The sequence below is a fragment of the Fertoeibacter niger genome, assembly GCF_009380135.2.
Lineage (GTDB): Bacteria > Pseudomonadota > Alphaproteobacteria > Rhodobacterales > Rhodobacteraceae > Fertoeibacter > Fertoeibacter niger.
This window is the reverse complement of the sequence record NZ_WHUT02000001.1, coordinates 161,932-186,584: the sequence shown is the minus strand read 5'-3', so window position 1 is coordinate 186,584 and position 24,653 is coordinate 161,932. Positions and strand designations below refer to the sequence as shown.

Below are 24,653 nucleotides of genomic sequence, written 5' to 3'. Positions count from 1 at the left end.
ACCATGGCGAACAAACCCTTCTTCCGCCGCCGCAAGGTCTGCCCGTTCTCGGGCGACAACGCACCGGCCATCGACTACAAAGACACGCGGCTGCTGCAACGCTACATCTCCGAGCGTGGCAAGATCGTGCCGTCGCGCATCACCGCCGTTTCGGCGATCAAGCAGCGTGAGCTGGCCCGCGCGATCAAGCGCGCCCGCTTCCTCGCCCTGCTGCCCTATGCCGTGAAATAAGGAGCGACCAACATGCAAGTCATCCTTCTTCAGCGCGTGGCCAAACTGGGCCAGATGGGCGATGTCGTCACCGTCAAGGACGGTTTCGGCCGCAACTACCTGTTGCCGCAGGGCAAGGCGCTGCGCGCCAACCCCGCGAACATCAAGCAGTTCGAATCGAAAAAAGCCCAGCTCGAGACGCAGAACCTCGAGACGAAAAAAGAAGCCGAAGCCGTGGCTGAAAAGCTGGACGGCCAGGTGTTCATCGTGATCCGGTCGGCATCCGATTCGGGCGCGCTTTACGGTTCCGTCACCACCCGTGACGTGGCCGATGCCGCAACCGCCGGCGGTTTCACTGTCGAGCGTGGCCAGATCGTGCTGGACCGTCCGATCAAGGAACTGGGTCTGCATTCCGTCACCGTGACGCTGCACCCCGAAGTGACGGTCAAGCTGACGCTGAACGTGGCGCGTTCGCCCGAAGAAGCCGAGCTGCAAGCCTCGGGCAAATCAGTGGCCGAACTGGCCGCCGAAGCCGAAGCCGAAGCCGAATTCGAGATTGCGGAACTGTTCAGCGAAATGGGCGCCGCCCAGGACGGCCAGGATCTGGGCCGCGACTGATCGCTTTGCCTTCCTGAATACCAAAGCGCGCCAGGCAACTGGCGCGCTTTTTTTATTCTGCAAAGCCGTGTCGCGTCAGTTGCAGGCCCCGCCCGATCCGTCCATGTGGCCGCCGCCGTCGTGGCAGAAGTTGCCGCCCCAGACGAAGCCGTGTCGCCCGTGGGCGATCACCTCATACCATTGGAAATCATTGTACCACTGACCCGTATCGCTCACGATTTCAATGCCTTCGCCTTCGGTCATGCTGTCGATCTGGCGAAAGTTCATCCCCGGTCCGTCGCGCATCTTGCCGCCCCAGGCCATGCCCGTCACATAGCCGCCGCTCTGGATTTCCGCTCCGGACTGCTCGTTCGCCTCGCGGTCCATCTCGATCTGGCGCTGAATGTCGCCGTGGCACGAGGCGTCAATCGAATCCCAGGCATCCTGCTGCTGGAAACAGGTGCCCAGCGGGATGGTGTGGCAGATCATCGCGGCGGTTTCATAGCACTGGTCGCTGCTGGGTGCGGCACCGTGGTCTTGCGAATCCCTATGCGCCTGCTCTTCAAACTCGCGGTCCATCTCGATCTGCATCTGGATGTCGCCGTGGCAGGCATCGGGCAAATTGTCCCAGTTGCCCTGATAGGTGAAACACTGGCCAAGCGAGTGCGAACCACAAAGGTTTGCGGCCATCTGATAGCACGCGTCGCTGCTTTGCGCCAATGCGCCCTGCGGCGACAGGCAAGCCAGCGCCAGAGCGGCGGCAGAGAGGTGGAACTTGGGCAACATGGGCAAAGGCCTTTCGGTTGTCGCGCTTGCGACAGATGCGCAGGCTGCAAGAGCTGCGCGGTTTGCGTCCCCGCACATCGAGAATGGAGCATGAAAAGCAGCGGGGCAACAACCACTTGGCGGCAGACGGCATTTGTCATGTGACCGGGCGCAACCGTATCGCAAAACGCGAAAGGCCGCCCCGGAGGGCGGCCTTTCACTCTCCCGCAGGGGGAAATCTTACATCTCGTCCAGTGCTTCGATGGCCTTTTGCAGGTCGTCCTTGCCGACCTCTTTATCCGACACATTCGCACCGGCCACGATGAAATCAACCACCTTGTCCTCGAAGATCGGCGCGCGCAGCTGCTGCTGCATCTGCGGGTTCTTCTGCACGAATTCGAAATACTGGCGCTCCTGCCCCGGGTATTGCCGGGCCTGGGCCAGCACCGCCTGGGTCATCTCGGCATCCGTCACCTGCACATCGGCCTTGCGGCCGATCTCGGCCAACAGCAGGCCCAGACGCACGCGGCGCACGGCCAGGGTCTTGTGCTCGTCCGTGGTTTCAACCGCGCCGTGGTTGTGGTCGTGGACTTCGGGGTTTTCCTCGTGCCAAAGCTGATGCGCGATCTGCGCGGCCTCGGCATCCACCAGCGTGGCAGGCAGGTCGAACGACACCAGACCATCCAGCTGATCCAGCAGCGCGCGCTTCATCACGGCGCGCGAGGCGCCCTTGTATTCCGCCTCCAGACGCTCGGCGATCTGGGCCTTCAGCGCGGCCAGATCGGCGGCACCGTATTTCTTGGCCAGCTCGTCGTCGATCTGGGCCGCCTGCGGGGCTTTCACCTCTTTGACGGTGCAGGCAAACAGCGCGTCCTTGCCCGCCAGATGCGCCGCACCGTATTCTGCGGGGAAGGACACCTTCACCTCGACATCATCGCCAGCCTTGGCACCGACAAGCTGCGCCTCGAAGCCGGGGATGAAGGAGTTGGAGCCCAGCACCAGCGGATAATCCTCGGCGGTGCCACCTTCAAAGAAGTCACCGTCTACCGAACCCTTGAAGTCGATCACCACCTGATCGCCGTCGGCGGCGGCCTCACCGGCCTCACGCGCGGCAAAGGTGGTGGCGGTCGCGGCCAGATTGGCCAAAGCCTCGTCCACCGCCGCGTCTTCGGCCTTTACCAGCAGACGCTCCAGCGTGATGGCCGATGCGTCGATCTCGGGGATCTCGGGCAGGGCCTCGTAGGCCATTTCCACCACGACATCCTGGCCCTCGGCCCAGGTCTCGCCGCCCACCATCTTCACTTCGGGCTGCATGGCCGGACGGTCGCCCGATGCCTCGAAATGCGATTTCATCGCGCCGTCGATGGCCTCTTGCATCGCGTCGCCGATCAGGCGCGGGCCAAACTGCTTTTTCAGCATGGCCATCGGCACCTTGCCCTTGCGAAAGCCCTTCATCTCGACCTCGGGCTGCGCCTCGATCAGTTTTTCCTGCACCTTGGCGTCGAGTTCCGCTGCTGTCACCGTGATGGTGTAGCCGCGTTTCAGACCTTCGTTCAGGGTCTCGGTGACCTGCATGTGTTCGTCCTTCCCGTGTTCTCTGGTGCGGGTGGAGGGACTTGAACCCCCACGCCTTGCGGCGCCAGAACCTAAATCTGGTGCGTCTGCCAATTTCGCCACACCCGCATGTCACAGGGCGGCCCCCGTCCGAAGACCGGAGCCGCCCTGAAAATCCGCGCCCTTCTAACAAAGCCCCGGAAGGTATGCGAGAGGAAAAGCGCAAATTGCCGGGGCGGCACCGGGAATTCCCTCGCCATTCAGCCGTTGTTCATTTACGCTGGTTCAAATGGACCGGCAGAAGACCGGACAGAGCAGAACAGGCACGATCATGACCCAGAACGGCACCGGGAAAGCGGGGGCTTTGGCCCCTGTTGTCACGCATCGCCACAGTATTGCCTTGCCCGAAGGGGCCGAGGTGCTGACGCTCGACGGGGCGTTGCCCGTGGAATATCTGGGCGCTGGCGACCGCATCATCACGCGGGCGGGCGCACGGCGACTGTCGGGCCTGCGCATGACGCTGCTGCGCCCGGCCGATGTGCTGCGCGTGGGCGCGGGCACGCTGGCGCATGACCGGCCCGCGGCTGCGCTGCACCTGTTGCCAGACCAGCCGGTGCTGCTGCGCGACTGGCGGGCAAAGGCTTTGTGCGGCGCGCGCGAGGCGTTGGTGCCGCTGCACCGGTTGGCGGATGGCGAATACATCCGGGCTGCGCGGCTGGCGGAACTGCGGCTGTTCCATCTGGAATTCGCCGAGCATGTGATCCTTTACGCGGGCGGGATGGAACTGGGCAGCCGGGCCAGGCGGGTGGCGGTGGCCTGATCTTTGCCGGCAACGATTTTTCTGCGAAAAATCGGCCATGCGTGGCGGGCCGCCGGGATTTTTCGCAGAAAAATCGTCGCCGCCCACCCCGCCTACCACCCCAGCGCGCGGAACACCTTCGGCAACTCCTCCGGCAGATCCTCGGCGATCAGGCCGGGGCCAAAGCTGCGCGCGCAATCCACATGCAGCCAGGCCGCCGATTCCGCCGCCCGCACTGCCGGGTTGCGCCGCGCCAGCAGCCCGGCGATGAAGCCCGCCAGCACATCGCCCGCCCCCGCGGTGGCCAGCCAGGGTGCGGGGCGGTCATAGGCGGCGGCGTGGATGCTGCACCGCCCTTCCGGATCGGCGATCACCGTGTCGGCCCCCTTGAACAGCACGACGCAGCCCGCACGCCGCGCCGCCTCACGCGTGGCATCGGCCTTGGAAAAGACCGGGCCGCCCTTCGGCTCCGCGTGCAGCCGCTCGATCAGGTCCGGGAACAGCCGGGCAAATTCGCCGCGATGCGGGGTCAGCACGCAATTGCGGTGCAGCAAGGCCATCAGCGCGGGGTCAGCGGCCAGCGCGGTCAGCGCATCGGCATCCAGCACCAGCCCGGGCCAGAATACCGCCGCCTGTTCGCGCCGCGCCGCCAGCGCCGCAGGCAGCAGCCCCGCCGCACGCTCCACCCCCAGCCCGGGGCCAAGGCACAGCGCGTTGATGCGCCGGTCCTCCAGCAGCGCGGTCAGCGCCGCCGGGTCGTCCACCCGCCGCAGCATGATGGCATTCAGCTGGGCGGCATTCTCGATCAGCGCGGCGGGCGGGCAGCCCAGCGTCACCAGCCCCGCCCCCATGCGCAGCGCACCGCGCGCGGCCATGCGGGCAGCGCCGCCCTGCCCCACGCCCCCCGCCAGCACAAGCACATGGCCGTGGTCATATTTCTGCCCGCCCCATTTCAGCGCGCTGCGCGGCGCGCGCGCATCGACCAGCGTCACCTCGCCCGGCTGTGAAGAACGCGGGGCCGCAGGCGGCAGGCCGATGTCGGCCACCACCAGTCTGCCGCAATGGTCCGGCCCCTCGGCCAGATATTGCCCGGGCTTGGCACGGTGAAATGTCACCGTCAGATCGGCCGCCAGCCGCAGGCCCAGATCGCGCCCGCTGTCGGCGCAGAGCCCCGAAGGCACGTCCACCGCCACGATGCGCGTGTGCCCCTGCCGCCAGGGTTTCAGCCGCCATTCGCTGATATCGGCCAGCGGCTGTTCCACATCCCAATCCAGCGCACGCGTCAGCCCGGTGCCGAACACCGCATCCACCACCAGATCGACATGCGCCTTGCCAAAGCCGCCGCAAAGATCGCCCAGCGGGGCCACCGGGCCAAGCGCAAGCCAGCGGTCATGGTTGGCGCGGGCGTCGGGCGGCAGGCGGTCTGGCGCGCCATGCGCGAACACCTCAACCTGCCAGCCGCGTTCGCGCAGCAGCCGCGCCACCACGAAACCGTCACCGCCATTGTTGCCCGGGCCGCACAGCACCGCCACGCGCGGAACGCCGCTGGCCAGGTCCGGCCACATCGCCAGCAGCGCATCAACCACGCCCTGCCCCGCACGCTCCATCAGATCCAGCCCCGTGACCGCGCCGCTGGCCATCGCCGCCGCCTCGATGCCGCGCATTTGGGCAGATGTCAGAAGTTCGGTCATTCACGCCTCATATTCGTTTATTTTTCGCCCATTTTTTCAACTGATGGCACAAAATTTGGGCTTCACATTCAGAATCCCCCGGCTGATCCTTGCCCATGAAGCCTAGCCAATTGTTCAGCCGGAACAGAAGTGGTCACTGGCTTTCGAATGCGAAATAAGCGGGGGAGTCGGCCCATGAAGAAGATCGAGGCGATCATCAAGCCCTTCAAGCTGGATGAGGTGAAGGAAGCCCTTCAGGCCGCCGGCGTGCAGGGGCTTTCCGTTACCGAAGTCAAGGGTTTCGGTCGCCAGAAGGGCCATACGGAATTGTATCGCGGTGCCGAATATGTCGTCGATTTCCTGCCCAAGGTGAAGATCGAGGTCGTGCTGGCCGATGACATGGTGGATGCCGCCATCGAGGCCATCGTCTCGGCCGCGCGCACCGACAAGATCGGCGATGGCAAGATCTTTGTCAGCCCCGTCGAACAGGCCATCCGCATCCGCACCGGCGAAACCGGCGACGACGCGATCTGACACCGGCCCCGCGGGGCGTGCCCTGGCACCTTGCCGGGCATGGCCGAATGCGGGGCGCACACGGACACCGGGCGATCCGCCCAAACTGCAACACTCAACCGAAAGGCATCATGATGAGCGCAGTCGCCAAAGCTCTGAAACTGATGAAGGACGAGGATGTCGAATATGTGGACATCCGCTTTACCGACCCCAAGGGCAAGCTTCAGCATGTGACGCTGGTGGCCGATCTTGTGGATGAAGACTTCTTCGAGGAAGGCTTCATGTTCGACGGATCCTCCATCGCGGGCTGGAAATCCATTGACCAATCCGACATGAAACTGATCCCGGATGCGTCCTCGGTCTATATCGACCCGTTCTATGCCGAAAAAACCATGTGCGTGCATTGCAACGTGGTGGAGCCCGACACGGGCGAGCCCTACAGCCGCGACCCGCGCGGCACGGCGGAAAAGGCCGAGGCCTATCTGAAATCCAGCGGCATCGGCGATGCGTTCTACTGCGGCCCCGAGGCGGAATTCTTCCTGTTCGACGATGTGCGCTACTGCGTGACGCCGCAGAAAGTGTCGTTCCAGATCGACGCCGAGGCGGCTGCCTGGAACACCGACACAGCCATGGAAGGCGGCAACCTGGCGCATCGCGCGGCGCACAAGGGCGGCTATTTCCCGGTGAACCCGATCGACGAGGCGCAGGACATCCGCGGCGAGATGCTGTCCACGATGAAGCGCATGGGCATCAAGGTGGACAAGCACCACCACGAGGTTGCCACCTGCCAGCACGAACTGGGCATGATCTTTGGCGGTCTGGTCGAACAGGCTGACAACATCCAGAAATACAAATACGTGATCCACAACGTGGCCCACGCCTATGGCAAGACCGTCACCTTCATGCCCAAGCCCATGAAGGGCGACAACGGGTCGGGGATGCACGTGAACATGTCGATCTGGAAAGACGGCAAGCCGCTGTTCGCAGGCGACAAATACGCCGACCTTTCGCAAGAGGCGCTGTATTTCATCGGAGGCATCATCAAGCATGCCAAGGCGCTGAACGCCCTGACCAACCCGGCGACCAACAGCTACAAGCGGCTGATCCCGGGCTTCGAGGCGCCGGTGCTGCTGGCCTATTCGGCCCGCAACCGTTCGGGCGCCGTGCGGATTCCGTGGACGGAATCGCCCAAGGCCAAGCGGGTCGAGGCGCGTTTCCCCGATCCGGCGGCCAACCCCTATCTGGCCTTCGCGGGCCTGCTGATGGCCGGTCTGGACGGCATCAAGAACAAGATCGACCCGGGCCCCGCCTCGGACAAGGATCTGTATGATCTGCCGCCCGAAGAACTGGCCGCGATCCCCACCGTGTGCGGCAGCCTGCGCGAGGCGCTGCAAGAGCTTGAAAAGGATCATGACTTCCTGCTGGCCGGTGACGTGTTCACCAAAGACCAGCTGGAAGGCTACATGGCGCTGAAATGGGAAGAGGTTTATGCCTATGAGCATACGCCCCACCCGATCGAATACGCGATGTATTACTCCTGCTGATCCGCAGGGAAGTTTCTGGCAAAGGGCGTCCCTTGGGGCGCCCTTTGGCATTTCGGCCTGCGGTTGCGGATTTGCGACGCCCGGGAAACAGCGCCGCGCGCCAGTGTCGCCGCAGCGACAGGGGGATCGGGACCACGAAATTCCCACTTGGCGCAACCTGCCCCGGCACGCCGGGCGATTCGGCCCGCTAAACCTCTGAACCCGCGTGATTTATCGACGAGGCCGACTTTTGCCTAAAAAATGGGCAGGAAACAGTTCGCCCTTGCCACGTTGATTGGTCCGAAACCGCCAACGGTGGGGTTAAGGGCCAATTCCCTGCTATTGCCACAATCCCCGCGCATTGCGGGCTCAATGCCCCGGCAGTTTGCACAGACGAAACCGGTTGGAGAGTTCGCCATGCGTAACATATCGACCAGTACGATTGCCCAGCTTCTGTTTGTGAAGCCCCCGCGCCTGAACTTTGCCCATATGGTCGGCGAGCTGGATTGCGCACTTGCGCGCTGCCCAACGCAAAGCCACCGGCTGACCTGGGATTGCGAGGATATCGCGCTGTTCGATCTGGACGATGCCCGCATCGTGCTGGGCTATGCCGAACGCCCCGGCCACGGCCATGGGGCCTGCCTGACGGCCTCGGTCGGCCCGCGTCCCGGATCAGACGGCACCAGCCCGCTGTTGAAGCGCGGCGAGGCGATGTGCCGGCTGATCGTGGACCGGATTCAGTCACGGTTTCAGGCCGATGCGATCCTGTGGCACCAGTCGGACGAACCGCTGACCAGCGAATTGCTGGACGCGATGACCGAAGAACTGCCGCCGCTGGATGTGATCAAACGCAGCCGCGTGCGCCCGATCAAGATCAAGGTGAACCACCCTGCCACCGACCTTGCGAATGACCGCGCCGACCGGCCGCAGGCCCCCAGCGCCGAACTGATGCGGCTGCGCTCGGCGCTTTACCCCGAGGGCTATCAGGGCGAATCCACGCCGGTCATGCTGCCAGCCCCCCGCGCCACCCCGGCGCAGCGGCTGGCGGTGCATGCGTTGAACGCCACGCTGGTGCTGGTGTCGCTGCCGGTGGGTGCGGCCATGATCACCTATTCGGTGCTGCGCGGCGAGGATATGCGCCTGTCGGGCCGCGCCATGGCGCTGACCGGCGCGGCGCTGGCCTTTTCGCAAAGCGCGATGGGGCAAAGCATGCTGGCGGCCATCTGAACGCGGCTACAGCCCCGCCGCAGCCATGCCCGCCCGCGCCTCGGGCGAAACATCCTCCATCCGCACCAGATAGGTGTGGATGGAGAACACCACAGCCCGGCTGACCGGCAGACGCATCAGGCATTGCCGTTCCGACCGCAGATACAGCCGCTGCACCGGGCGGGGCCGGCGCTGACCCTCCAGCCTTGGCTGGTGCAGCGCATGTTCGTCGTAAACCAGCGCATTAGCCCGCCACAGCATCTGTTCGGGGCGGATCGCATCGAACAGCCGCTGCACCCGTCGCGCGATGTTGTCGTCGTAATGCGCCACCGGCACATGGATGCCGGTCATCGGGCGGCCCAGCTTTTCCGCCAGTGTCCAGCTTGCCGGAAAGCACAGCATCGCCCCGGTCAGCACATGTTCGGCACCAGTCGCCTGCATCAGGCACAGATCCTCTTGCACCAGACGGCCCAGTGTCAGAAGTGGCGCGTCATGGTCCAGCGGCACCGTCACACCATCGGGGCGCGTCACGGCATCCGGCGCCACGACATAGCCGGGCGTCGTGGCCAACCGGGCCAGCACCGCCGCAAACAGCTCCGCCGCCGCCGGGCGGGCCTCGGGCAGCAGGCCATGCACCAGTTGCGGGCGCTCGGCGATCAGCCGGTCACGCTCTGCCATCTGGCCGGCAAAGGCATCGTCCACGCGCAGCCAGTCGTCCCCCTCTACCGGCAGGATGCCGGGCAGGCGGGCGGTGCGCGGGTCCATCCAGGGGGCGAAGGGCAGGTTTTTTTGCAGGATCGGTTCCATCGCGGGCAGACTAGCGCAGCGCGGCGTTGCGGGCCAAGCCCCGCGTCGCCGCCCGGCCGGGCGATGTCGCTTTGCCGCAACGGCTGATCCCGTTTGCGACGCGGCGCGCGTCGCGGCTGGGCAAGCCGCACAGGCGCAGTTGGCTGACGCTGGCCCCAGCCCGGAGGCCCGCCATGACCCAGCATTATTCCGACCGCCGCAAGATCGACCCCAGCCGAGGCGACACGCTGGGCGATGGATCACCCAATGACAATGACCGGGTGGAAATCGGCCCAACACAACTGGCCTTTGGGGAATGGGCGGCGGCGGGTCTGGCCTTGCCAAACCTTGCCGCGATGAGGGAACATCGCTGGCGGCGGCTGACGCAAGCGGTTGTGGCGCGCGACTATGGTGGGGTGCTGATGTTCGATCCGCTGAACATCCGCTACGCCACCGACAGCACCAACATGCAATTGTGGAACACGCACAACGCCTTTCGCGCGCTGTTGATCTGCGCCGATGGCTATATGGTGATCTGGGATTACAAGAACTCGCCCTTCCTGTCGTCATTCAACCCCTTGGTGCGCGAGCAGCGATCCGGCGCGGATTTCTTCTATTTTGACCGCGGCGACCGGGCGGGCGAAGTGGCCCGCGCCTTTGCAGCCGAAGTGGAGGATCTGATCGCAGCGCATGGCGGCGGCAACAAGCGGTTGGCGGTGGACAAGATCATGGTCCACGGCCTGCGCGCGCTGGAGGCGCAGGGTTTTCAGGTGATGGAAGGTGAGGAGCTGACCGAAAAAACCCGTGCGATCAAGGGCGTGGACGAGATTCTTGCCATGCGCTGCGCCCATGATGCCTGTGAAAAGGCGGTGGCGGCGATGCAGGCGGCGGCAGCACCCGGCATGTCCGAAGATGCGATCTGGGCCGTGCTGCATGCCGAGAACATCAAGCGGGGTGGCGAATGGATCGAGACGCGGCTGTTGGCCACCGGGCCCCGCACCAACCCCTGGTTTCAGGAATGCGGACCCCGCATTTTGCGCAACAACGAGATTCTGGCCTTTGATACCGACCTGATCGGCAGCTATGGCATCTGCATCGACATCAGCCGCACCTGGTGGATCGGCGATGCCAAACCGCGCCCCGACATGGTGGCCGCGATGCAGCACGCGCATGAGCATATCCAGACCAACATGGCGCTGCTGAAACCCGGGGTCAGCTTTCACGATCTGACGCATCTGGGGCACCATCTGGCCCCGCAGTATCAAAAACAGAAATACGGCTGCAAGATGCATGGCGTGGGGCTGTGCGATGAATGGCCGCTGATTGCCTATCCGGATCAATGGGTTGCGGGCAGTTTCGACTATCACCTTCAACCCGGTATGGTGCTGTGTGTCGAGGCGCTGGTGTCGCCCGAGGGGGGCGATTTCTCGATCAAGCTGGAGGATCAGGTGTTGATAACCGAGACCGGGCATGAGAACCTGACAAAATATCCGTTTGATCAGCAACTTATGGGCGGCCCTTGATATCTTGCATCAAACTTCTGCGCGGCCTGCCGCTTGGCCTGCTGGCAGCCTGCGGTGGCGGGGGCAGCGGCGGGCAGACCGCGCCCGAACTCACGCGCATCGGCATGGCCAACCCGGCCTCGGTCTATTGCAACGAACGCGGCGGGCGGCTGGAACAGCGCGGCGAAGCACAGGCGGCGCTGCTGTATTGCCACCTGCCCGACGGCAGCGTGATCGAGGAATGGAAGCTTTACCGCGACAGCGAGCCGCTGTAGCGCAAGCCCGGGCCGCGAATTGCCAGAGCGGGTGCGCGGCGCTTGTCATGGCTGCCCGTGCAGTCTAAGGCAGCCTCGCCTGCCCTGCCAACCGAAAGGCCTGCCATGATCCCCCGCTATTCCCGCCCCGAAATGGTGGCCCTCTGGTCGCCGGAAACCAAGTTCCGCATCTGGTTCGAGATCGAGGCCCATGCCTGCGACGCGCAGGCGGCACTTGGCGTGATACCCAAGGCCAATGCCGAGGCGGTATGGCGGGCAAAGGACGTGACCTTTGACGTGGCCCGGATTGATGAGATCGAGGCCGTCACCAAACATGACGTGATCGCTTTTCTGACCCATCTGGCCGAACATATCGGTGCCGATGACGCGCGGTTCGTGCATCAGGGCATGACAAGCTCTGACGTGCTGGACACCACCTTCAACGTGCAACTGGTGCGCGCGACGGATCTGTTGCTTGCGGGAATGGACCGGGTGCTGGCCGCGCTGAAGGCCCGCGCAATGGAGCATAAGGATACCGTCCGCATCGGCCGCAGCCATGGCATCCATGCCGAACCCACCACCATGGGCCTGACCTTTGCCCGGTTTTACGCCGAAATGGCGCGGGGGCGCGCGCGGCTGGTCGCGGCCCGGGCCGAAGTGGCGACCGGGGCGATTTCCGGCGCGGTGGGCACCTTCGCCAATATCGACCCCGCCGTCGAAGAGCATGTCTGCGCGGCACTGGGCCTGACGCCTGAACCGATCAGCACCCAGGTGATCCCGCGTGACCGGCATGCGATGTATTTCGCCACACTGGGCGTGATTGCCAGCAGCATAGAAAATATCGCCATTGAAATCCGCCACATGCAGCGGACCGAGGTGCTGGAGGCCGAAGAGTTTTTCAGCCCCGGGCAAAAGGGCTCGTCCGCCATGCCGCACAAGCGCAACCCCGTGCTGTCGGAAAACCTGACCGGCCTTGCGCGGCTGGTGCGCATGTCGGTGATCCCGGCGCTGGAGAATGTGGCGCTGTGGCATGAGCGCGACATCAGCCATTCGAGCGTGGAACGCGCCATCGGCCCCGACACCACGATCACGCTGGATTTCGCGCTGCACCGGCTGGCGGGGCTGGTGGAAAAGCTGGTGATCTACCCGGCCAACATGCTGGCCAACATGAACAAATTCCGTGGTCTGGTGATGAGCCAGCGCGTGCTGCTGGCGTTGACGCAGGCCGGCGTCAGCCGCGAAGACAGCTACCGCCTGGTGCAGCGCAACGCGATGAAGGTGTGGGAGCATGGCGCTGATTTCCAGACCGAACTGCTGGCCGACCCGGAAGTGACCGCCGCCCTCAGCCCCGCCGAAATCGCCGAGAAATTCGATCTGGGCTATCACACCAAACATGTGGACACGATCTTTGCCCGGGTGTTCGGCAACACCTGACCCCTGCAGGGCAAGGCTGGCGGTTTTTTGCGCAAAGGTGCGCAATGGCGCATGCGGCGGGCCGCTGCGCCATTTCCCGTCACGTTGTTCGCCCGATTCGTGGTAGGATCGGGCGAACAACTGCTTGGGAACTCCGATGCTGCGCATGCTTACCGGTCTGGCCGTCATGGCCGTTGCTGTCCTGCCCCATGCCGCCTTTGCCGTGGGCACCGATGATGACGAACCGCCGAAGCCCACCGAAACCACAACCACCTGCACCGATGGCAAAGTGTGGGACGAGGCGACCAAGACCTGCACCGATGCCAAGGATGCCCGGCTGAACGACGACACCCGTTTTCGTGCCGCGCGCGAACTGGCCTATGCCGGGCAGCCGGATGCGGCCTTGCAGGTGCTGGCCGCCATGACCGAGGGCGAAACCGGCCGGGTGCTGACCTATATGGGGTTCGCGCATCGCATGGCCGGGCGGCTGGAAGAAGGCCAGGCAGCCTATGACCGCGCGCTGGTGCTGGACCCCGGCAATATCCTTGCGCGGTCCTACATGGGCCAGGGCTTTGTCGTGCAAGGGGAAATCGAACTGGCCAACCTGCAACTGGCCGAGATCCGCCAGCGCGGCGGGGCGGGAAGCTGGGCCGAAACCGCGCTGGCCCATGCCATTGCCACCGGAGTGACCTACAACCACTGACCCTGACAGGAGAATGAAGATGCCGATGAAGATCAGCCTTGCCGCCCTGTTCCTTGCGCTTTTGCCCGGCGTCAGCCTGGCACAGGGCTGCATGTATGAAAAAGACGTGACCGCCTCGGCCTGCGGTGAAGGCCAGACCTATGACGCGACCGTCAGGGCCTGTGTTCCCGCGACGACCAGCTAAGGCCTAAAGGCGGCCTTAACCGCGCGGCACCATGCTGCCCCCTGACAGATGCGAATCACAGGAGGCGACATGGCACAGGCTTTGGCCCAGATCACACCGGCGCAGCGGATGGTGGCGGTTCCTGCCGGGGCCGCGCCGCCGCCCCGTCAACTCAGCAACCGTGAAAAGGCGGCGGTGATCGTGCGGCTGCTGCTGGCCGAAGGATCGTCGCTGCCGCTGTCGGCGCTGCCCGAGCATATGCAGGCCGCGCTGACCGAACAGATCGGCCTGATGCGCCTGATCGACCGCAGCACCCTGGGCGCCGTGGTGGATGAATTCGTGACCGAGCTGGAGCAGGTGGGCCTGGCTTTCCCCGGCGGGATCGAGGGCGCGCTTGGCCTGATGGATGGCCATATCAGCGCCACGGCGGCCAACCGGCTGCGGCGACTGGCCGGGGCTTCGGCCAAGGCGGACCCCTGGGACAGGCTGACAACCCTGCCGCCCGAACGCCTGCTGCCGGTGCTGGAACAGGAAAGCGTCGAGGTGGCGGCCGTGATGCTTTCAAAACTGCCTGTGCCAAAGGCCGCCGATCTGCTGGGCCGCCTGCCCGGCGAAAAGGCCCGCCGCGTGGCCTATGCCGTGTCGATGACCGGCAATGTGAACCCCGAAACGGTGCGCCGCATCGGTCTGTCGCTGGCGCAGCAGGTGGAAAGCCAGCCCGCCCGCGCCTTTGATACCGGGCCGGTGGAACGGGTGGGGGCGATCCTGAACGTTGCGGGCGCGCTGATGCGCGAGGATGTGCTGAAAGGGCTGGAAGAAACCGATGCCGCCTTTGCCGAACAGGTGCGCCGCGCGATCTTCACCTTTGCGCATATCCCGGCGCGGCTGGCGACGCGGGACGTGCCAAAGGTGGTGCGGCTGGTCGATCAGCCAGTGATGGTGACGGCGCTGGTGGCCGCAGAGGCCGTCGCCCCCGCGACGGTGGAGTTCATCCTGGCCAACATGTCGCAACGGCTGGCGCAGGCCCTGCGCGAGGAAATGGCCACACGCGGCAAACCGCGCGACAAGGACGCCGAGGCGGCGATGGCGGCCGTCGTGACGGCAATCCGCCAACTGGAGGCGGCGGGCGAGGTGGTTCTGCTGACAGAGGAGGAGTAAGGGATTGAACCTTGCCACAGCGCAATCCCCGTCACTTGCGGTCTTGCCATCACTTGCGGTTGCTGCAACCCCGGGCCGCCAAAGCCGCAGCGGCGTGCTTGTGATCATGGCAACGGGGCCTTATGTCTGGCAGCACGAGACAAGGGCGGCTGACCGCCGCATGAGGCCCGATGACGCCAGCAGACCCCCGGCCCGACCACCCGTCAGCCCCCACCCTCCCGACCGAAGGGGCAACGGAACCGGCAGCCGCCACCGCGCGGACCAAATCGGTGCAGGGCAAACGCCACCCTGCCCTGTGGTTGCAGAATGCGCTGTTGCGCGGGCTCATCGGGGCGTTGCTGCTGCTGCCCTACCGCTGGCGGGTGCCGCTGTGCGGATGGGTCATGGCGCATGTCATCGCGCCCATCGCGGGCTATGACCGGCGGGTGCGTGACAATCTGGCGCTGATCCTGCCCGGTCTGCCGCAGGCCGAGGTGAAACGGCTGATGCGCGCGGTGCCCAACAACGTGGGCCGCACGGTCATAGAGATTTATTCAGGCCGTGATTTCGTGGCCCGCGCCGCAAGCCAGCCGCTGACCGGCCCCGGCGTGGCGGCGCTGGACGCCGCCCATGCAGCGGGGCGCCCGGTCATCCTTGTGACCGGGCATTTCGGCAATTACGACGCCAGCCGCGCCGCCCTGATCGCGCGGGGCTACCGTGTGGGCGCATTGTATCGCCCGATGAAAAACCTGTATTTCAACACGCATTATGTCGCGGCGATTTCGACCATCGGCCAGCCGGTGTTTCCGCGCGGGCGGCAGGGGCTGGGCCAGATGCTGCGCTTTCTGCGCGGCGGCGGCATGCTGGGCATGCTGATCGACGTGCACATGCGCGACGGCGTGCCTTTGCAGTTCTTTGGCCATGATGCGATGACCGCCCTGTCGGCTGCGGAAATGGCGTTGAAATACAATGCGTTGATGATCCCCACCTATGCGATCCGCAAGGCAGACGGGCTGAGTTTCGACATTGTGGTCGAGGCCCCCATTCCCGCCGGCACGGCCGAAGACATGACACAGGCCTTGAACAACAGCCTTGAGGCTTTGGTGCGCCAGCACTTGGACCAGTGGTTCTGGATTCACCGCCGCTGGAAGGGCCCGCCTGCCGCCTGACCCCCGGCAGCGCCGAAAACCCGGTGCCGCTCAGTTCAGCCGGGCAGCGGCCACGATGCCCGCCGGGCCCTCGTTCTGCAGGATCACGACCACGGGCTCGTCACCGTCGGCCACCGCCTCCATCTCCAGCGGCACTGTGCCTGACCAGAGGCCAAGGTTCTGCCAGGAGGTGACGATGTTATGGTATGTCACCGTCTTGCCCGCATTCTCGCCGCTTTCGATGGTGGTCTGTTCGACGGGGCGGTAACGCACCAGTTGCACCTGCACGCCCTGCCCCAGCGGCGGATCGGCCTCGGCACGGATCAGCAGCATGCCGCCGCTGCGTTCCAGCCGCAATGTCACCGGCGTGGCCAGCGCCGCATGCAGCCCGATGAGCGCCGCCAGCGCATCGGGCTGGTGGCCCTCGACACGTTCCTGCCCGGCCACGATCATCTGGGGGGTATAAATGGTGCGACTGCCCGCCGCACGCGCATAGGCCTTCTGGCGTTTGGTAAAGTCGGGGCTGGCGAACTTGTCTTTCCAGCCGATGTAATCCCAGTAATCCACATGCAGGGCCAGGGGGATCACGCGCGGGTCAGCCACCAGTTTTGCCATGTGTTCGTCAGCAGGCGGGCAGGACGAACAGCCCTGCGAGGTGTAAAGTTCAACCACGACCACCGGTTGAGACTGCGCATGTCCGGTTGCGGCAAGGCCAAGCCACAGGCCGCAGGCGGCGCTTATCATCTGACGCATGTTCTGGTTCCCGATCCCCATCGTTCCATTCCGTTGTAGCCCCGGACCCATACACCTGCCAATCAAGGTTTTGCGAGTGCGCAAACTGCGTGGGCGGGCTGCAACAGCGGCCGCGCCTCGCGGGTCGGCAAAGGTTTTGCCAGGGGGCATTCTGCGTGGGCGGGTTGCCACAGCCCTGTGCAAAAGGTGCGAAACCGGGGCTGGATTTTCGGCATGCCGTGGTATACAAACAACGCGACTCCCTTGCGTCTTGCACGACGCCCCGCGCTGGGGCATGCAGGATCAAGCGATGCGATGCCGCATTTTTCCCGAGCCAGTGCCAGGAGGCCCGTATGACCGTCACCGTCGGACACGACAGCCAGAACACCCGCAAGACCCTGACCGCCGGCGGCCAGTCGGTTGCCTATTACTCGATCCCCGCCGCGCAAGAAGCGGGCTTGGGCGATTTCAGCCGCCTGCCTGCCGCGCTGAAGGTCGTGCTGGAAAACATGCTGCGGTTCGAGGATGGCAAGACCGTGACGGTCGATGACATCCGCGCCTTTGGCGAATGGGCCACACTGGGCGGCAAGAACCCGCGCGAGATCGCCTATCGCCCGGCCCGCGTGCTGATGCAGGATTTCACCGGCGTTCCGGCCGTGGTTGACCTTGCCGCGATGCGTGACGGCATTCTGGGGCTTGGCGGGAATGCCCAGCAGATCAACCCCTTGGCCCCGGTCGATCTGGTGATCGACCATTCGGTGATGATCGACGAATTCGGCAACCCGCGCGCGTTCCAGATGAACGTGGACCGCGAATACGAGCGGAACATGGAACGCTATACCTTCCTGAAATGGGGGCAGAAAGCGTTCAACAACTTCCGCGTGGTGCCGCCGGGCACCGGCATCTGCCATCAGGTGAACCTGGAATATCTGGCGCAGACGGTCTGGACCGATGCCGACCAGCACGGGCAGCAGGTGGCCTACCCCGATACGCTGGTGGGCACTGACAGCCATACCACCATGGTCAACGGTCTGGCCGTTCTGGGCTGGGGCGTGGGCGGGATCGAGGCCGAGGCCGCGATGCTGGGCCAGCCGGTGTCGATGCTGATCCCCGAAGTGGTGGGCTTCAAGCTGACCGGCACGATGGTTGAAGGCACCACCGCCACCGATCTGGTGCTGAAAGTCGTTCAAATGCTGCGCAAGCATGGCGTGGTGAACAAGTTCGTCGAATTCTATGGCGACGGGCTGGACCGCCTGCCTTTGGCCGACCGCGCCACAATCGCCAACATGGCGCCGGAATATGGCGCGACCTGCGGCTTCTTCCCGATCGACACCGAGACCCTGCGCTACCTGCGCAACACCGGCCGCGACGAGGGCCGGGTGGCACTGGTCGAGGCCTATGCCAAGGCCAACGGCATGTGGCGCGATGCGGGCTATGACCCGATCTACACCTCCACCCTGCATCTGGACATGGGCACCATCGTTCCGGCCATTTCCGGCCCGAAACGCCCGCAGGATTTCGTGGCGCTGACCGATGCCGCGCAGGTGTTCGGCGAATACATTCGCACCACGCGCAAACTGCCCACCGTTTCGGCCGAGGACAAGGCCACGCTGGTCGCCGAAGGCGGCAACCCCGCCCCGGCCGACCTGCCCGGCAACCGGCATGACGGGTTTTCCAGCGCCGCCGTGGCGGGTGAGGATTACATGCTGCATGACGGGTCCATCGTCATCGCCTCCATCACCTCCTGCACCAACACGTCGAACCCCTATGTGATGATCGGCGCCGGTCTGGTGGCGCGGAAAGCGCGCGCGCTGGGGCTGACGCGCAAGCCCTGGGTGAAAACCTCGCTGGCCCCCGGGTCGCAGGTGGTGTCGGAATATCTGGAGGCCGCCAACCTGCAAGAGGATCTTGACGCCATCGGCTTCAACCTGGTCGGCTATGGCTGCACCACCTGCATCGGCAACTCCGGCCCCTTGCAGCCGGAAATCTCGGCGGCAATCAACGAGGGCGATCTGGTGGCCACGGCCGTGCTGTCGGGCAACCGCAACTTCGAGGGCCGGATTTCCCCCGATGTGCGCGCCAACTATCTGGCCTCGCCGCCGCTGGTGGTGGCCTATGCGCTGGCCGGTGACATGAACATCGACATCACCCGCGATCCGCTGGGCATGGGCAAAGATGGGCCGGTTTACCTGAAAGATGTCTGGCCAACGAATGCCGAGATTGCGGAACTGGTGGAAAGCACCGTGACCCGCGCGGCGTTCCAGAAGAAATACGCCGATGTGTTCAAGGGTGACGAGAAGTGGCAGGCGGTGCAGACGCCCGATTCGGAAACCTATGACTGGCCCGCAGCCTCGACCTATATCCAGAACCCGCCCTATTTCCGCGGCATGGCCAAGGAACCGGGGGTGATTTCCAACATCGACGGCGCGCGTGTGCTGGCGATCCTGGGCGACATGATTACCACCGACCACATCAGCCCTGCGGGTTCGTTCAAGGCCACCACCCCCGCCGGGAAATACCTGTCGGAACGGCAGGTGGCGACCAGCGAGTTCAACTCCTACGGCTCGCGTCGCGGCAACCACGAGGTGATGATGCGCGGCACCTTCGCCAACATCCGCATCAAGAACGAGATGCTGTCGGGTGTCGAGGGCGGCTATACTCTGGGGCCGGACGGGGTTCAGACCTCGATCTATGACGCCTCGATGGCCTATCAGGAGGCGGGCGTGCCGCTGGTGATCTTTGGCGGCATCGAATACGGCGCAGGCTCCAGCCGCGACTGGGCGGCCAAGGGCACGGCCCTGCTGGGGGTGAAGGCGGTGATCGCGGAAAGCTTCGAGCGCATCCACCGGTCGAATCTGGTGGGGATGGGGGTCATCCCGTTCGAGTTCACCGGCGGTGAAACCCGCAAGTCGCTGGGCCTGAAGGGTGACGAGGTGGTGTCGATTGCCGGTCTTGACGGCGACCTGAAACCGCTGAGCATCGTGCCCTGCACCATCGTTTACGCCGATGGCACGACGCGCGTGATCGACATCAAATGCCGGATCGATACCGAGATCGAGATTGAATATGTGGAACACGGCGGCGTGCTGCACTATGTCCTGCGCGATCTGGCCAAGGCATCGTAACCGGCGTCAAGCAAAGCCAAACGGGGCCACTCTGTTTGTGGCCCCGTTCCACTGATCGTATATGCAGAAATTTTACACTTTTAATGCAACACTCAAAGCGTTCGTGTCAGAATCGGAATTTTCCAGTTGACTGATTTCTGACCGACGCAAACTATTATGGTGGCGATGATCATTTTGGATGGTGTGTAATGACGCTTAATACTCAAGAGCAGATGCTTGTTGAACAACGTGTGACCAACGAAGCAAAGTCAGCAGGTGTTGCTTACCTTCTTGTGATTTTTTTCGGTGGCTTGGGAGCACACAGATTTTATCTGGGCTCTACAGGGTCCGCCGCTGCAATGCTTGTAATTTTCATTTTGGGCTGGATTACACTGCCGATTGTGGTCGGTGGTTTTTTGCTTTTCGCCATAGGCATATGGGTGCTGGTGGACCTGTTTCTTATCCCTGGAATGGTGCAAAAGCACAAAGAGGCAACGCGTCAGCGGCTTTCCAGCCAAATGATCATCACTCAACGAAACTGAAATTTTTGAACTTTGGCAACTAGAGTAGCCCGGCGCACGCTGATTTCAGATTTCAGTGGAAGACAAATAGCTGTGAGTTTCACTGCGCCGCAGCCTCGGCCAGGGCCGGGCGGATTGTATCCTCAAGGCTGCGCGCCGTGATCGGGCCGGCATAGCGCAGGATCACCGTGCCATCGGCGGCCAGCACGAAGGTTTCAGGCACGCCATAGAGGCCCCAGTTCAGTGCCATGCGGCCGGTGTCGTCGGCCCCCATCGCGGCAAAGGGATTGCCGAGTTCGGCCAGAAAGGCCAGCGCCTTGGCCGGGTCGTCCTTGTAGTTCACGCCGTAGATCGGCACGCCTTCGGCCGCCAGTTGTTCGAGGAGCGGGTGTTCGGCGCGGCAGGGCGCGCACCAGCTGGCCCAATAATTCACCAGTTTCACCCCGCCCTCGCGCAGCATGGCGTCTGTGAAGGGGGCGCCGTCACCCAGCGGCGAGACCTCCACCGCAGGGGCTGCGCGGCCCTGCATGGCGGAGGGCAGGCCCTCGGGGTCATCCCGCTGCATGCCGGTGTAGAACAGCACCGCAAGGCCGACAAACAGCAGCGGTGGCAGGAGGAGGAGCAGCCTATTCATCGCGGGCCTGCCGGTTTTCAACCGCTTGCAGCGCCCGGCGCACCTTTGCCGCGCGCCAGAGGCTGAGGCCCACCAGCGCCAGGATCAGCGCGATGGAGGCGGCATAGGACCACAGAACGGCACCTGCGTATTTCCCCAGGGCGGCGATCATGCGGCACGCTCCCGCGCCAGCAGGGCCTGCAGGCGGCGGGCGCGGATTTCCGTGCGCGTGCGCAGCAGCACCAGCGACAGGAACAGCAGCACGAAGCCCGCGATGCAGACCAGAAGCGGCAGGTAATAGACATCGGCCACGTTGGTTTCCTTGTCGAGGCTGAGGGATGCGCCCTGATGCAGGCCCTGGTTCCAGAAATTCACCGCATAGCGCGAGAGAATGGCAAAGACGGAGCCGACAAGGCACAGGATGGATGTGAGATCGGCGGCCGTGTCGGGGTCTTCGATGGCTTGCCACAGCGCGATATAGCCGAGGTAGAACAGGAACAGGATCAGGAACGAGGTCAGTCGCGGATCCCAGGCCCACCAGGTGCCCCACATCGGCTGGCCCCAGATGGCGCCCGTCACCAGCGCGATCAGGGTCATGGTCACGCCCACCGGGGCTGCGGCGCGGGCGGCCAGGGCGGAGACATGGTGGCGGCGCACCAGCCAGATCAGGCTGGCCACCAGCATCATCAGCCAGGCGTTGATCGCCATCAGGGCGGCGGGCACATGCAGGTAGATGATCTTGACGGATGATCCGAAATTCACCGCCTCGGGCGTGAAGAAGAACCCCCAGATCAGGCCGATGATCAGCAAAAGCGTGGCCAGCCCCGTGACCCAGGGCAGAACAAGCCCCGAGGCCTGCATGAATTTCTTCGGATTGGCATATTCCCACAATGACATGGCGTTTTGCTAGGGCCTTCCGTGCGGGGGTGCAAGATGGATCATGGCCGTGTTCACCGAAGGTTGACGCGCAAGGCCTGCGCCGTGGCAAAGGGCAGCAGGGCGGCCGCCCCGGCGGTGATGCCCGCCAGCAGCAGAAGCGGCGTGGCGGGCGACAGGCCCTCGGCCCCGCGCTTGGCCGCCTCGGCACCGAACACCAGCGTGGGGATGTAGAGCGGCAGCACCAGCAGGCTGAGCAGCAACCCGCCGCGCCTGATGCCCACGGTCAGCGCCGCGCCGAACGTGCCGATCACCGACAGCGCGGGCGTTCCCAGCGCCAGCGCCACGACCAGCCACAGATAACCCTGTGGCGGCAGGTTCAACAGCAGCCCCAGCAGCGGTGCGGCCAGCGTCAGCGGCAGGCCGGTGGTCAGCCAATGCGCCAGCGCCTTTGTCACCGCCACCCCCTCCAGCGGGATCGGCGCGGTGGCCAGAAGATCAAGCGAGCCATCCTCGTGATCCAGCGCAAAGATGCGGTCCAGCGACAAAAGGCAGGCCAGCAGGGCCGCCACCCACAGGATGCCGGGGGCGATGCGGGCCAGCGTGGCCGGTTCCGGCCCCACGCCCAGCGGCACCAGCACCGCGACCAGCAGGAAAAACGCCAGTCCAAGGCCAAAGCCGCCGCCTGAACGCAGCGCCAGCCGCAGGTCGCGGGCCAGCAGGGCGATCATGCGAAAGCCTCGTCAAAGCCCGAGATGCCGGAGCGGGGACGCGCCTTGAACGGTGCCAGATCCAGCACATCGGCCACCAGACCCAGGTCGATATGCGTGGCGATCAGCGCCATGCCACCCTGCCCCAGATGCGCCTGCACCACCCCGGCAAAACGTGCGACCGAGGCTGCATCCAGCGACACGGTGGGTTCATCCAGCACCCACAGCGGACGACCCGTGACCAAGAGCCGCGCCAGCCCCAGCCGCCGCCGCTGCCCGGCGGAAAGTTCACGCGCGGGGCGGTCGCGCAGGGTCGCCAGATCAAGCGCCTCCAGCGCGGGGGCAATGCCCGGGGTGCCATGGATCGCGGCCCAGAAGGCCAGGTTCTCGGCCACGGTCAGCGTGTCTTTCACCCCGTCGGCATGGGCGGCATAGGCGATGGCGTCGGGGGGCAGTGTCACGCTGCCGCGCAGGGCCGGTTGCAGGCCGGCGATGGTGCGCAGCAAGGTGGTCTTGCCGATGCCGTTGGGCCCGCGCAGGCACAAAGCCGCGCCGGGATGCAGCGCGAAGCTGACGCGCTCCAGCAGGGTGACGCCGCCGCGGGCGCAGGCAAGATCGGTGACGGTGCAGGTCATGGCACAGGCCTAGCCTATCGGCAGGGATGCGGGAAGGGTGCGTGACCTTTGGCCGCTGAGAGGGGCCGGGGGGCGCGGCGCGTGCGGCAAATGGCAGAGGCCTCCGGCGGGGATATTTGGGGACAGAAAATGTGCAGCGGTGGAAGACCCTGCCGGAACCTGGGCAGCGGGGTGGCGTCAGACAGGCAGCAGAAGGCAGGCGACACGGCGGCCTTCGGACAAAAGCACATTGTAGGTGCGGCAGGCGGCAGGAGAATTCATCACCTCGACCCCCATGCCGGCCTGTTCCATCATGTCGCGGAATGCGGCGGGGGCATGCGCGATGTCGCCCCCCATGCCGAGGAAAAGCACGTCGATGCGGCCCGCCAGGGCCAGCGGCGTGGCCGTGTCGTCAAGCCCGCCCCAAGGCCCCGCCCCCCAGGGCGAGACCATGACCGGGCCGCGCAGCACCTGCCCCGCGATGCGGAAAAACCCGGGGCCGTAGCTTTCGATCGGCATCGCCTCGTCATAGGTGATCTCGGTCATCGGCATAGGCGCATCCTGCGGTCAGGCGTCGATATTGGCGAATTCACTGCCGGATTTCGGCTTGTTGTCCTTCGGCTCGCGGTTCAGGCCCAGCATCAGCACGATGTTCTTGGCGACATACAGCGTGGAATAGGTGCCGATGATCACGCCGAACAGCATGGCAAAGACAAAGCCGCGGATCACGTCACCGCCAAAGATCAACAGCACGGTCAGCGCGATCAGCGTGGTCAGCGCGGTCATCAGCGTGCGGCTGAGGGTTTCGTTGGCCGAAAGGTTCATCAGGTCGCGCAGCGGCATCGACTTGTATTTCGCCAGGTTCTCACGCAGGCGGTCGAATATCACCACCGTGTCGTTCACCGAATAGCCCAGGATGGTCAGCAGGGCCGCCACGATGGTCAGATCGAATTTCAACTGGAAGAATGAAAATACCCCCACCGTCACGATCACGTCATGCAGCAGGGCCGCCACGGTGCCCACGGCGAACTGCCATTCGAAGCGCATCCAGACATAGGCCAGAATGCCGAAGGATCCCGCCGCCACCGCCAGCAGCGCCTGCCAGATCAGCTCTGCCGATACCTTTGGCCCCACCGATTCCACCGATGGAAAGGTGATGGCCGGATCAACCGCCTTCAGCGCCGCCTCCATGCTGGCGATGATTTCGGGTGTCACCGCCTCGGCCCCGTCCTGCGCCTGGATGCGGATCATCGCCACATGCTGATCGGCGGCAAAGCCGGGGTCGAACACCTCGGAAATCGCCACGTCACCCAGACCCAGCGGCGTCAGCGCCTCGCGGTAATCGCCCACATCCACGGCCAAGGTCGATTCCGTGCGGATCGTCGTGCCGCCGCGAAAGTCGATGCCAAGGTTCAGACCGTAAACCGCCAGCGACAGGAAGGTCAGCAGCACCAGCACGATCGAAAACCCGAAGGTCACGAATTGCAGCTTGAAAAAGTCGATATTGGTTTTTTCGGGGGCCAGTCTCAGGCGCATCTCT

General features: G+C 64.6%; 27 protein-coding genes and 1 tRNA gene. 15 read left to right on the top strand and 13 right to left on the bottom strand.

Annotated elements, in window-relative coordinates; translation table 11 throughout:
• The first annotated feature begins 3 nt into the window (after positions 1-3).
• On the top strand, positions 4-231 hold the full coding sequence (rpsR, locus tag GEU84_RS00975) for a 30S ribosomal protein S18 (protein WP_100198517.1): 228 nt from the start codon (positions 4-6) through the stop codon (positions 229-231).
• 12 nt (positions 232-243) lie between these two features.
• Positions 244-828: a 50S ribosomal protein L9 gene (gene rplI, locus GEU84_RS00970; RefSeq protein WP_152823638.1), complete on the top strand. Its 585-nt coding sequence runs from the start codon at positions 244-246 to the stop codon at positions 826-828.
• Positions 829-903: 75 nt separating this feature from the next.
• Here the strand turns inward: rplI and GEU84_RS00965 are convergent, their stop codons facing one another.
• From GEU84_RS00965 to GEU84_RS00955, 3 genes are all read right to left on the bottom strand, one after another.
• Positions 904-1,593 carry an SH3 domain-containing protein gene (locus GEU84_RS00965; protein ID WP_152823637.1) on the bottom strand — a complete coding sequence of 230 codons (690 nt, stop codon included), beginning with the start codon at positions 1,591-1,593 and terminating at the stop codon, positions 904-906.
• A 219-nt stretch (positions 1,594-1,812) separates the two neighbouring features.
• On the bottom strand, positions 1,813-3,147 hold the full coding sequence (gene tig / locus GEU84_RS00960; protein WP_152823636.1) for a trigger factor: 1,335 nt from the start codon (positions 3,145-3,147) through the stop codon (positions 1,813-1,815).
• 23 nt (positions 3,148-3,170) lie between these two features.
• Positions 3,171-3,255, bottom strand: a tRNA-Leu gene (locus GEU84_RS00955).
• Between the two features lie 202 nt (positions 3,256-3,457).
• On the opposite strand from GEU84_RS00955, the gene GEU84_RS00950 reads away from it, so the two are divergent.
• The gene (locus tag GEU84_RS00950) at positions 3,458-3,946 is read left to right on the top strand and encodes a Hint domain-containing protein (protein WP_174539246.1); all 489 of its coding nucleotides are present in this window, start codon (positions 3,458-3,460) and stop codon (positions 3,944-3,946) included.
• A 92-nt stretch (positions 3,947-4,038) separates the two neighbouring features.
• Here the strand turns inward: GEU84_RS00950 and GEU84_RS00945 are convergent, their stop codons facing one another.
• Positions 4,039-5,616 (bottom strand): NAD(P)H-hydrate epimerase, encoded by a 1,578-nt coding sequence (locus GEU84_RS00945; protein ID WP_152823634.1) that lies wholly within the window; start codon positions 5,614-5,616, stop codon positions 4,039-4,041.
• 174 nt (positions 5,617-5,790) lie between these two features.
• Here GEU84_RS00945 and GEU84_RS00940 point away from each other — a divergent pair, with 174 nt between their 5' ends.
• The 3 genes from GEU84_RS00940 to GEU84_RS00930 all read left to right on the top strand — a co-directional run bounded on the left by GEU84_RS00940 (position 5,791) and on the right by GEU84_RS00930 (position 8,858).
• A complete protein-coding gene (locus GEU84_RS00940) occupies positions 5,791-6,129 on the top strand; it encodes a P-II family nitrogen regulator (RefSeq protein WP_152823633.1) in 339 nt (112 codons plus the stop codon).
• Between the two features lie 113 nt (positions 6,130-6,242).
• Positions 6,243-7,652: a type I glutamate--ammonia ligase gene (glnA, locus tag GEU84_RS00935; protein WP_152823632.1), complete on the top strand. Its 1,410-nt coding sequence runs from the start codon at positions 6,243-6,245 to the stop codon at positions 7,650-7,652.
• Between the two features lie 396 nt (positions 7,653-8,048).
• Positions 8,049-8,858: a hypothetical protein gene (locus GEU84_RS00930; protein ID WP_152823631.1), complete on the top strand. Its 810-nt coding sequence runs from the start codon at positions 8,049-8,051 to the stop codon at positions 8,856-8,858.
• A 6-nt stretch (positions 8,859-8,864) separates the two neighbouring features.
• Here the strand turns inward: GEU84_RS00930 and GEU84_RS00925 are convergent, their stop codons facing one another.
• Positions 8,865-9,602 carry a heme-dependent oxidative N-demethylase family protein gene (locus GEU84_RS00925; RefSeq protein ID WP_241427540.1) on the bottom strand — a complete coding sequence of 246 codons (738 nt, stop codon included), beginning with the start codon at positions 9,600-9,602 and terminating at the stop codon, positions 8,865-8,867.
• Between the two features lie 215 nt (positions 9,603-9,817).
• On the opposite strand from GEU84_RS00925, the gene dddP reads away from it, so the two are divergent.
• The 7 genes from dddP to GEU84_RS00890 all read left to right on the top strand — a co-directional run bounded on the left by dddP (position 9,818) and on the right by GEU84_RS00890 (position 15,964).
• Positions 9,818-11,146, top strand: coding sequence for a dimethylsulfonioproprionate lyase DddP (gene dddP / locus GEU84_RS00920; RefSeq protein ID WP_152823629.1), 1,329 nt, complete (start codon positions 9,818-9,820; stop codon positions 11,144-11,146).
• Entirely contained in the window at positions 11,143-11,400 is a 258-nt protein-coding gene (locus tag GEU84_RS20995; RefSeq protein WP_241427539.1) for a putative hemolysin, read from the top strand. Before dddP ends, GEU84_RS20995 begins: the two co-directional genes overlap by 4 nt.
• 105 nt (positions 11,401-11,505) lie before the next feature.
• Complete coding sequence (gene purB / locus GEU84_RS00910; protein WP_152823628.1) at positions 11,506-12,813, top strand: adenylosuccinate lyase; 1,308 nt, start codon at positions 11,506-11,508, stop codon at positions 12,811-12,813.
• A gap of 136 nt (positions 12,814-12,949) precedes the next feature.
• Positions 12,950-13,495, top strand: a complete 546-nt coding sequence (locus GEU84_RS00905; protein ID WP_152823627.1) for a tetratricopeptide repeat protein — start codon at positions 12,950-12,952, stop codon at positions 13,493-13,495.
• Positions 13,496-13,514: 19 nt separating this feature from the next.
• A complete protein-coding gene (locus GEU84_RS00900) occupies positions 13,515-13,679 on the top strand; it encodes a hypothetical protein (RefSeq protein ID WP_174539245.1) in 165 nt (54 codons plus the stop codon).
• Between the two features lie 69 nt (positions 13,680-13,748).
• Entirely contained in the window at positions 13,749-14,816 is a 1,068-nt protein-coding gene (locus GEU84_RS00895) for a flagellar motor switch protein FliG (protein ID WP_152823626.1), read from the top strand.
• A 170-nt stretch (positions 14,817-14,986) separates the two neighbouring features.
• Positions 14,987-15,964 carry a lysophospholipid acyltransferase family protein gene (locus GEU84_RS00890; protein ID WP_152823625.1) on the top strand — a complete coding sequence of 326 codons (978 nt, stop codon included), beginning with the start codon at positions 14,987-14,989 and terminating at the stop codon, positions 15,962-15,964.
• Positions 15,965-15,994: 30 nt separating this feature from the next.
• Here the strand turns inward: GEU84_RS00890 and GEU84_RS00885 are convergent, their stop codons facing one another.
• Positions 15,995-16,696: a DUF1223 domain-containing protein gene (locus GEU84_RS00885; RefSeq protein ID WP_152823624.1), complete on the bottom strand. Its 702-nt coding sequence runs from the start codon at positions 16,694-16,696 to the stop codon at positions 15,995-15,997.
• Positions 16,697-17,028: 332 nt separating this feature from the next.
• On the opposite strand from GEU84_RS00885, the gene acnA reads away from it, so the two are divergent.
• Both acnA and GEU84_RS00875 read left to right on the top strand, forming a co-directional pair.
• Positions 17,029-19,800, top strand: coding sequence for an aconitate hydratase AcnA (gene acnA, locus GEU84_RS00880; RefSeq protein WP_152823623.1), 2,772 nt, complete (start codon positions 17,029-17,031; stop codon positions 19,798-19,800).
• Between the two features lie 188 nt (positions 19,801-19,988).
• The gene (locus tag GEU84_RS00875) at positions 19,989-20,321 is read left to right on the top strand and encodes a TM2 domain-containing protein (protein ID WP_152823622.1); all 333 of its coding nucleotides are present in this window, start codon (positions 19,989-19,991) and stop codon (positions 20,319-20,321) included.
• A 79-nt stretch (positions 20,322-20,400) separates the two neighbouring features.
• Here the strand turns inward: GEU84_RS00875 and GEU84_RS00870 are convergent, their stop codons facing one another.
• The 7 genes from GEU84_RS00870 to secF form a co-directional block, all read right to left on the bottom strand.
• Positions 20,401-20,934 carry a DsbE family thiol:disulfide interchange protein gene (locus tag GEU84_RS00870; RefSeq protein ID WP_152823621.1) on the bottom strand — a complete coding sequence of 178 codons (534 nt, stop codon included), beginning with the start codon at positions 20,932-20,934 and terminating at the stop codon, positions 20,401-20,403.
• Positions 20,927-21,085 (bottom strand): heme exporter protein CcmD, encoded by a 159-nt coding sequence (gene ccmD, locus GEU84_RS00865; RefSeq protein ID WP_152823620.1) that lies wholly within the window; start codon positions 21,083-21,085, stop codon positions 20,927-20,929. The genes GEU84_RS00870 and ccmD overlap by 8 nt, the downstream gene beginning before the upstream one ends.
• Positions 21,082-21,810: a heme ABC transporter permease gene (locus tag GEU84_RS00860; protein ID WP_152823619.1), complete on the bottom strand. Its 729-nt coding sequence runs from the start codon at positions 21,808-21,810 to the stop codon at positions 21,082-21,084. The genes ccmD and GEU84_RS00860 overlap by 4 nt, the downstream gene beginning before the upstream one ends.
• Positions 21,811-21,863: 53 nt before the next feature.
• The gene (gene ccmB / locus GEU84_RS00855) at positions 21,864-22,520 is read right to left on the bottom strand and encodes a heme exporter protein CcmB (RefSeq protein WP_152823618.1); all 657 of its coding nucleotides are present in this window, start codon (positions 22,518-22,520) and stop codon (positions 21,864-21,866) included.
• Entirely contained in the window at positions 22,517-23,134 is a 618-nt protein-coding gene (gene ccmA / locus GEU84_RS00850; protein WP_152823617.1) for a heme ABC exporter ATP-binding protein CcmA, read from the bottom strand. The genes ccmB and ccmA overlap by 4 nt, the downstream gene beginning before the upstream one ends.
• A gap of 177 nt (positions 23,135-23,311) precedes the next feature.
• Complete coding sequence (locus GEU84_RS00845) at positions 23,312-23,665, bottom strand: Mth938-like domain-containing protein (protein ID WP_152823616.1); 354 nt, start codon at positions 23,663-23,665, stop codon at positions 23,312-23,314.
• A gap of 15 nt (positions 23,666-23,680) precedes the next feature.
• On the bottom strand, positions 23,681-24,649 hold the full coding sequence (gene secF / locus GEU84_RS00840; RefSeq protein WP_152823615.1) for a protein translocase subunit SecF: 969 nt from the start codon (positions 24,647-24,649) through the stop codon (positions 23,681-23,683).
• Positions 24,650-24,653 lie beyond the last annotated feature (4 nt).

Bases quoted from the DNA above. Each gene is read 5' to 3' on its own strand.
- rpsR (WP_100198517.1), top strand. From the start codon at position 4: ATGGCGAACAAACCCTTCTTCCGCCGCCGCAAGGTCTGCCCGTTCTCG.
- rplI (WP_152823638.1), top strand. From the start codon at position 244: ATGCAAGTCATCCTTCTTCAGCGCGTGGCCAAACTGGGCCAGATGGGC.
- GEU84_RS00965 (WP_152823637.1), bottom strand. From the start codon at position 1,593: ATGTTGCCCAAGTTCCACCTCTCTGCCGCCGCTCTGGCGCTGGCTTGC.
- tig (WP_152823636.1), bottom strand. From the start codon at position 3,147: ATGCAGGTCACCGAGACCCTGAACGAAGGTCTGAAACGCGGCTACACC.
- GEU84_RS00950 (WP_174539246.1), top strand. From the start codon at position 3,458: ATGACCCAGAACGGCACCGGGAAAGCGGGGGCTTTGGCCCCTGTTGTC.
- GEU84_RS00945 (WP_152823634.1), bottom strand. From the start codon at position 5,616: ATGACCGAACTTCTGACATCTGCCCAAATGCGCGGCATCGAGGCGGCG.
- GEU84_RS00940 (WP_152823633.1), top strand. From the start codon at position 5,791: ATGAAGAAGATCGAGGCGATCATCAAGCCCTTCAAGCTGGATGAGGTG.
- glnA (WP_152823632.1), top strand. From the start codon at position 6,243: ATGAGCGCAGTCGCCAAAGCTCTGAAACTGATGAAGGACGAGGATGTC.
- GEU84_RS00930 (WP_152823631.1), top strand. From the start codon at position 8,049: ATGCGTAACATATCGACCAGTACGATTGCCCAGCTTCTGTTTGTGAAG.
- GEU84_RS00925 (WP_241427540.1), bottom strand. From the start codon at position 9,602: ATGGACCCGCGCACCGCCCGCCTGCCCGGCATCCTGCCGGTAGAGGGG.
- dddP (WP_152823629.1), top strand. From the start codon at position 9,818: ATGACCCAGCATTATTCCGACCGCCGCAAGATCGACCCCAGCCGAGGC.
- purB (WP_152823628.1), top strand. From the start codon at position 11,506: ATGATCCCCCGCTATTCCCGCCCCGAAATGGTGGCCCTCTGGTCGCCG.
- GEU84_RS00905 (WP_152823627.1), top strand. From the start codon at position 12,950: ATGCTGCGCATGCTTACCGGTCTGGCCGTCATGGCCGTTGCTGTCCTG.
- GEU84_RS00900 (WP_174539245.1), top strand. From the start codon at position 13,515: ATGCCGATGAAGATCAGCCTTGCCGCCCTGTTCCTTGCGCTTTTGCCC.
- GEU84_RS00895 (WP_152823626.1), top strand. From the start codon at position 13,749: ATGGCACAGGCTTTGGCCCAGATCACACCGGCGCAGCGGATGGTGGCG.
- GEU84_RS00890 (WP_152823625.1), top strand. From the start codon at position 14,987: ATGACGCCAGCAGACCCCCGGCCCGACCACCCGTCAGCCCCCACCCTC.
- GEU84_RS00885 (WP_152823624.1), bottom strand. From the start codon at position 16,696: ATGCGTCAGATGATAAGCGCCGCCTGCGGCCTGTGGCTTGGCCTTGCC.
- acnA (WP_152823623.1), top strand. From the start codon at position 17,029: ATGACCGTCACCGTCGGACACGACAGCCAGAACACCCGCAAGACCCTG.
- GEU84_RS00875 (WP_152823622.1), top strand. From the start codon at position 19,989: ATGACGCTTAATACTCAAGAGCAGATGCTTGTTGAACAACGTGTGACC.
- GEU84_RS00870 (WP_152823621.1), bottom strand. From the start codon at position 20,934: ATGAATAGGCTGCTCCTCCTCCTGCCACCGCTGCTGTTTGTCGGCCTT.
- ccmD (WP_152823620.1), bottom strand. From the start codon at position 21,085: ATGATCGCCGCCCTGGGGAAATACGCAGGTGCCGTTCTGTGGTCCTAT.
- GEU84_RS00860 (WP_152823619.1), bottom strand. From the start codon at position 21,810: ATGTCATTGTGGGAATATGCCAATCCGAAGAAATTCATGCAGGCCTCG.
- ccmB (WP_152823618.1), bottom strand. From the start codon at position 22,520: ATGATCGCCCTGCTGGCCCGCGACCTGCGGCTGGCGCTGCGTTCAGGC.
- ccmA (WP_152823617.1), bottom strand. From the start codon at position 23,134: ATGACCTGCACCGTCACCGATCTTGCCTGCGCCCGCGGCGGCGTCACC.
- GEU84_RS00845 (WP_152823616.1), bottom strand. From the start codon at position 23,665: ATGCCGATGACCGAGATCACCTATGACGAGGCGATGCCGATCGAAAGC.
- secF (WP_152823615.1), bottom strand. From the start codon at position 24,649: ATGCGCCTGAGACTGGCCCCCGAAAAAACCAATATCGACTTTTTCAAG.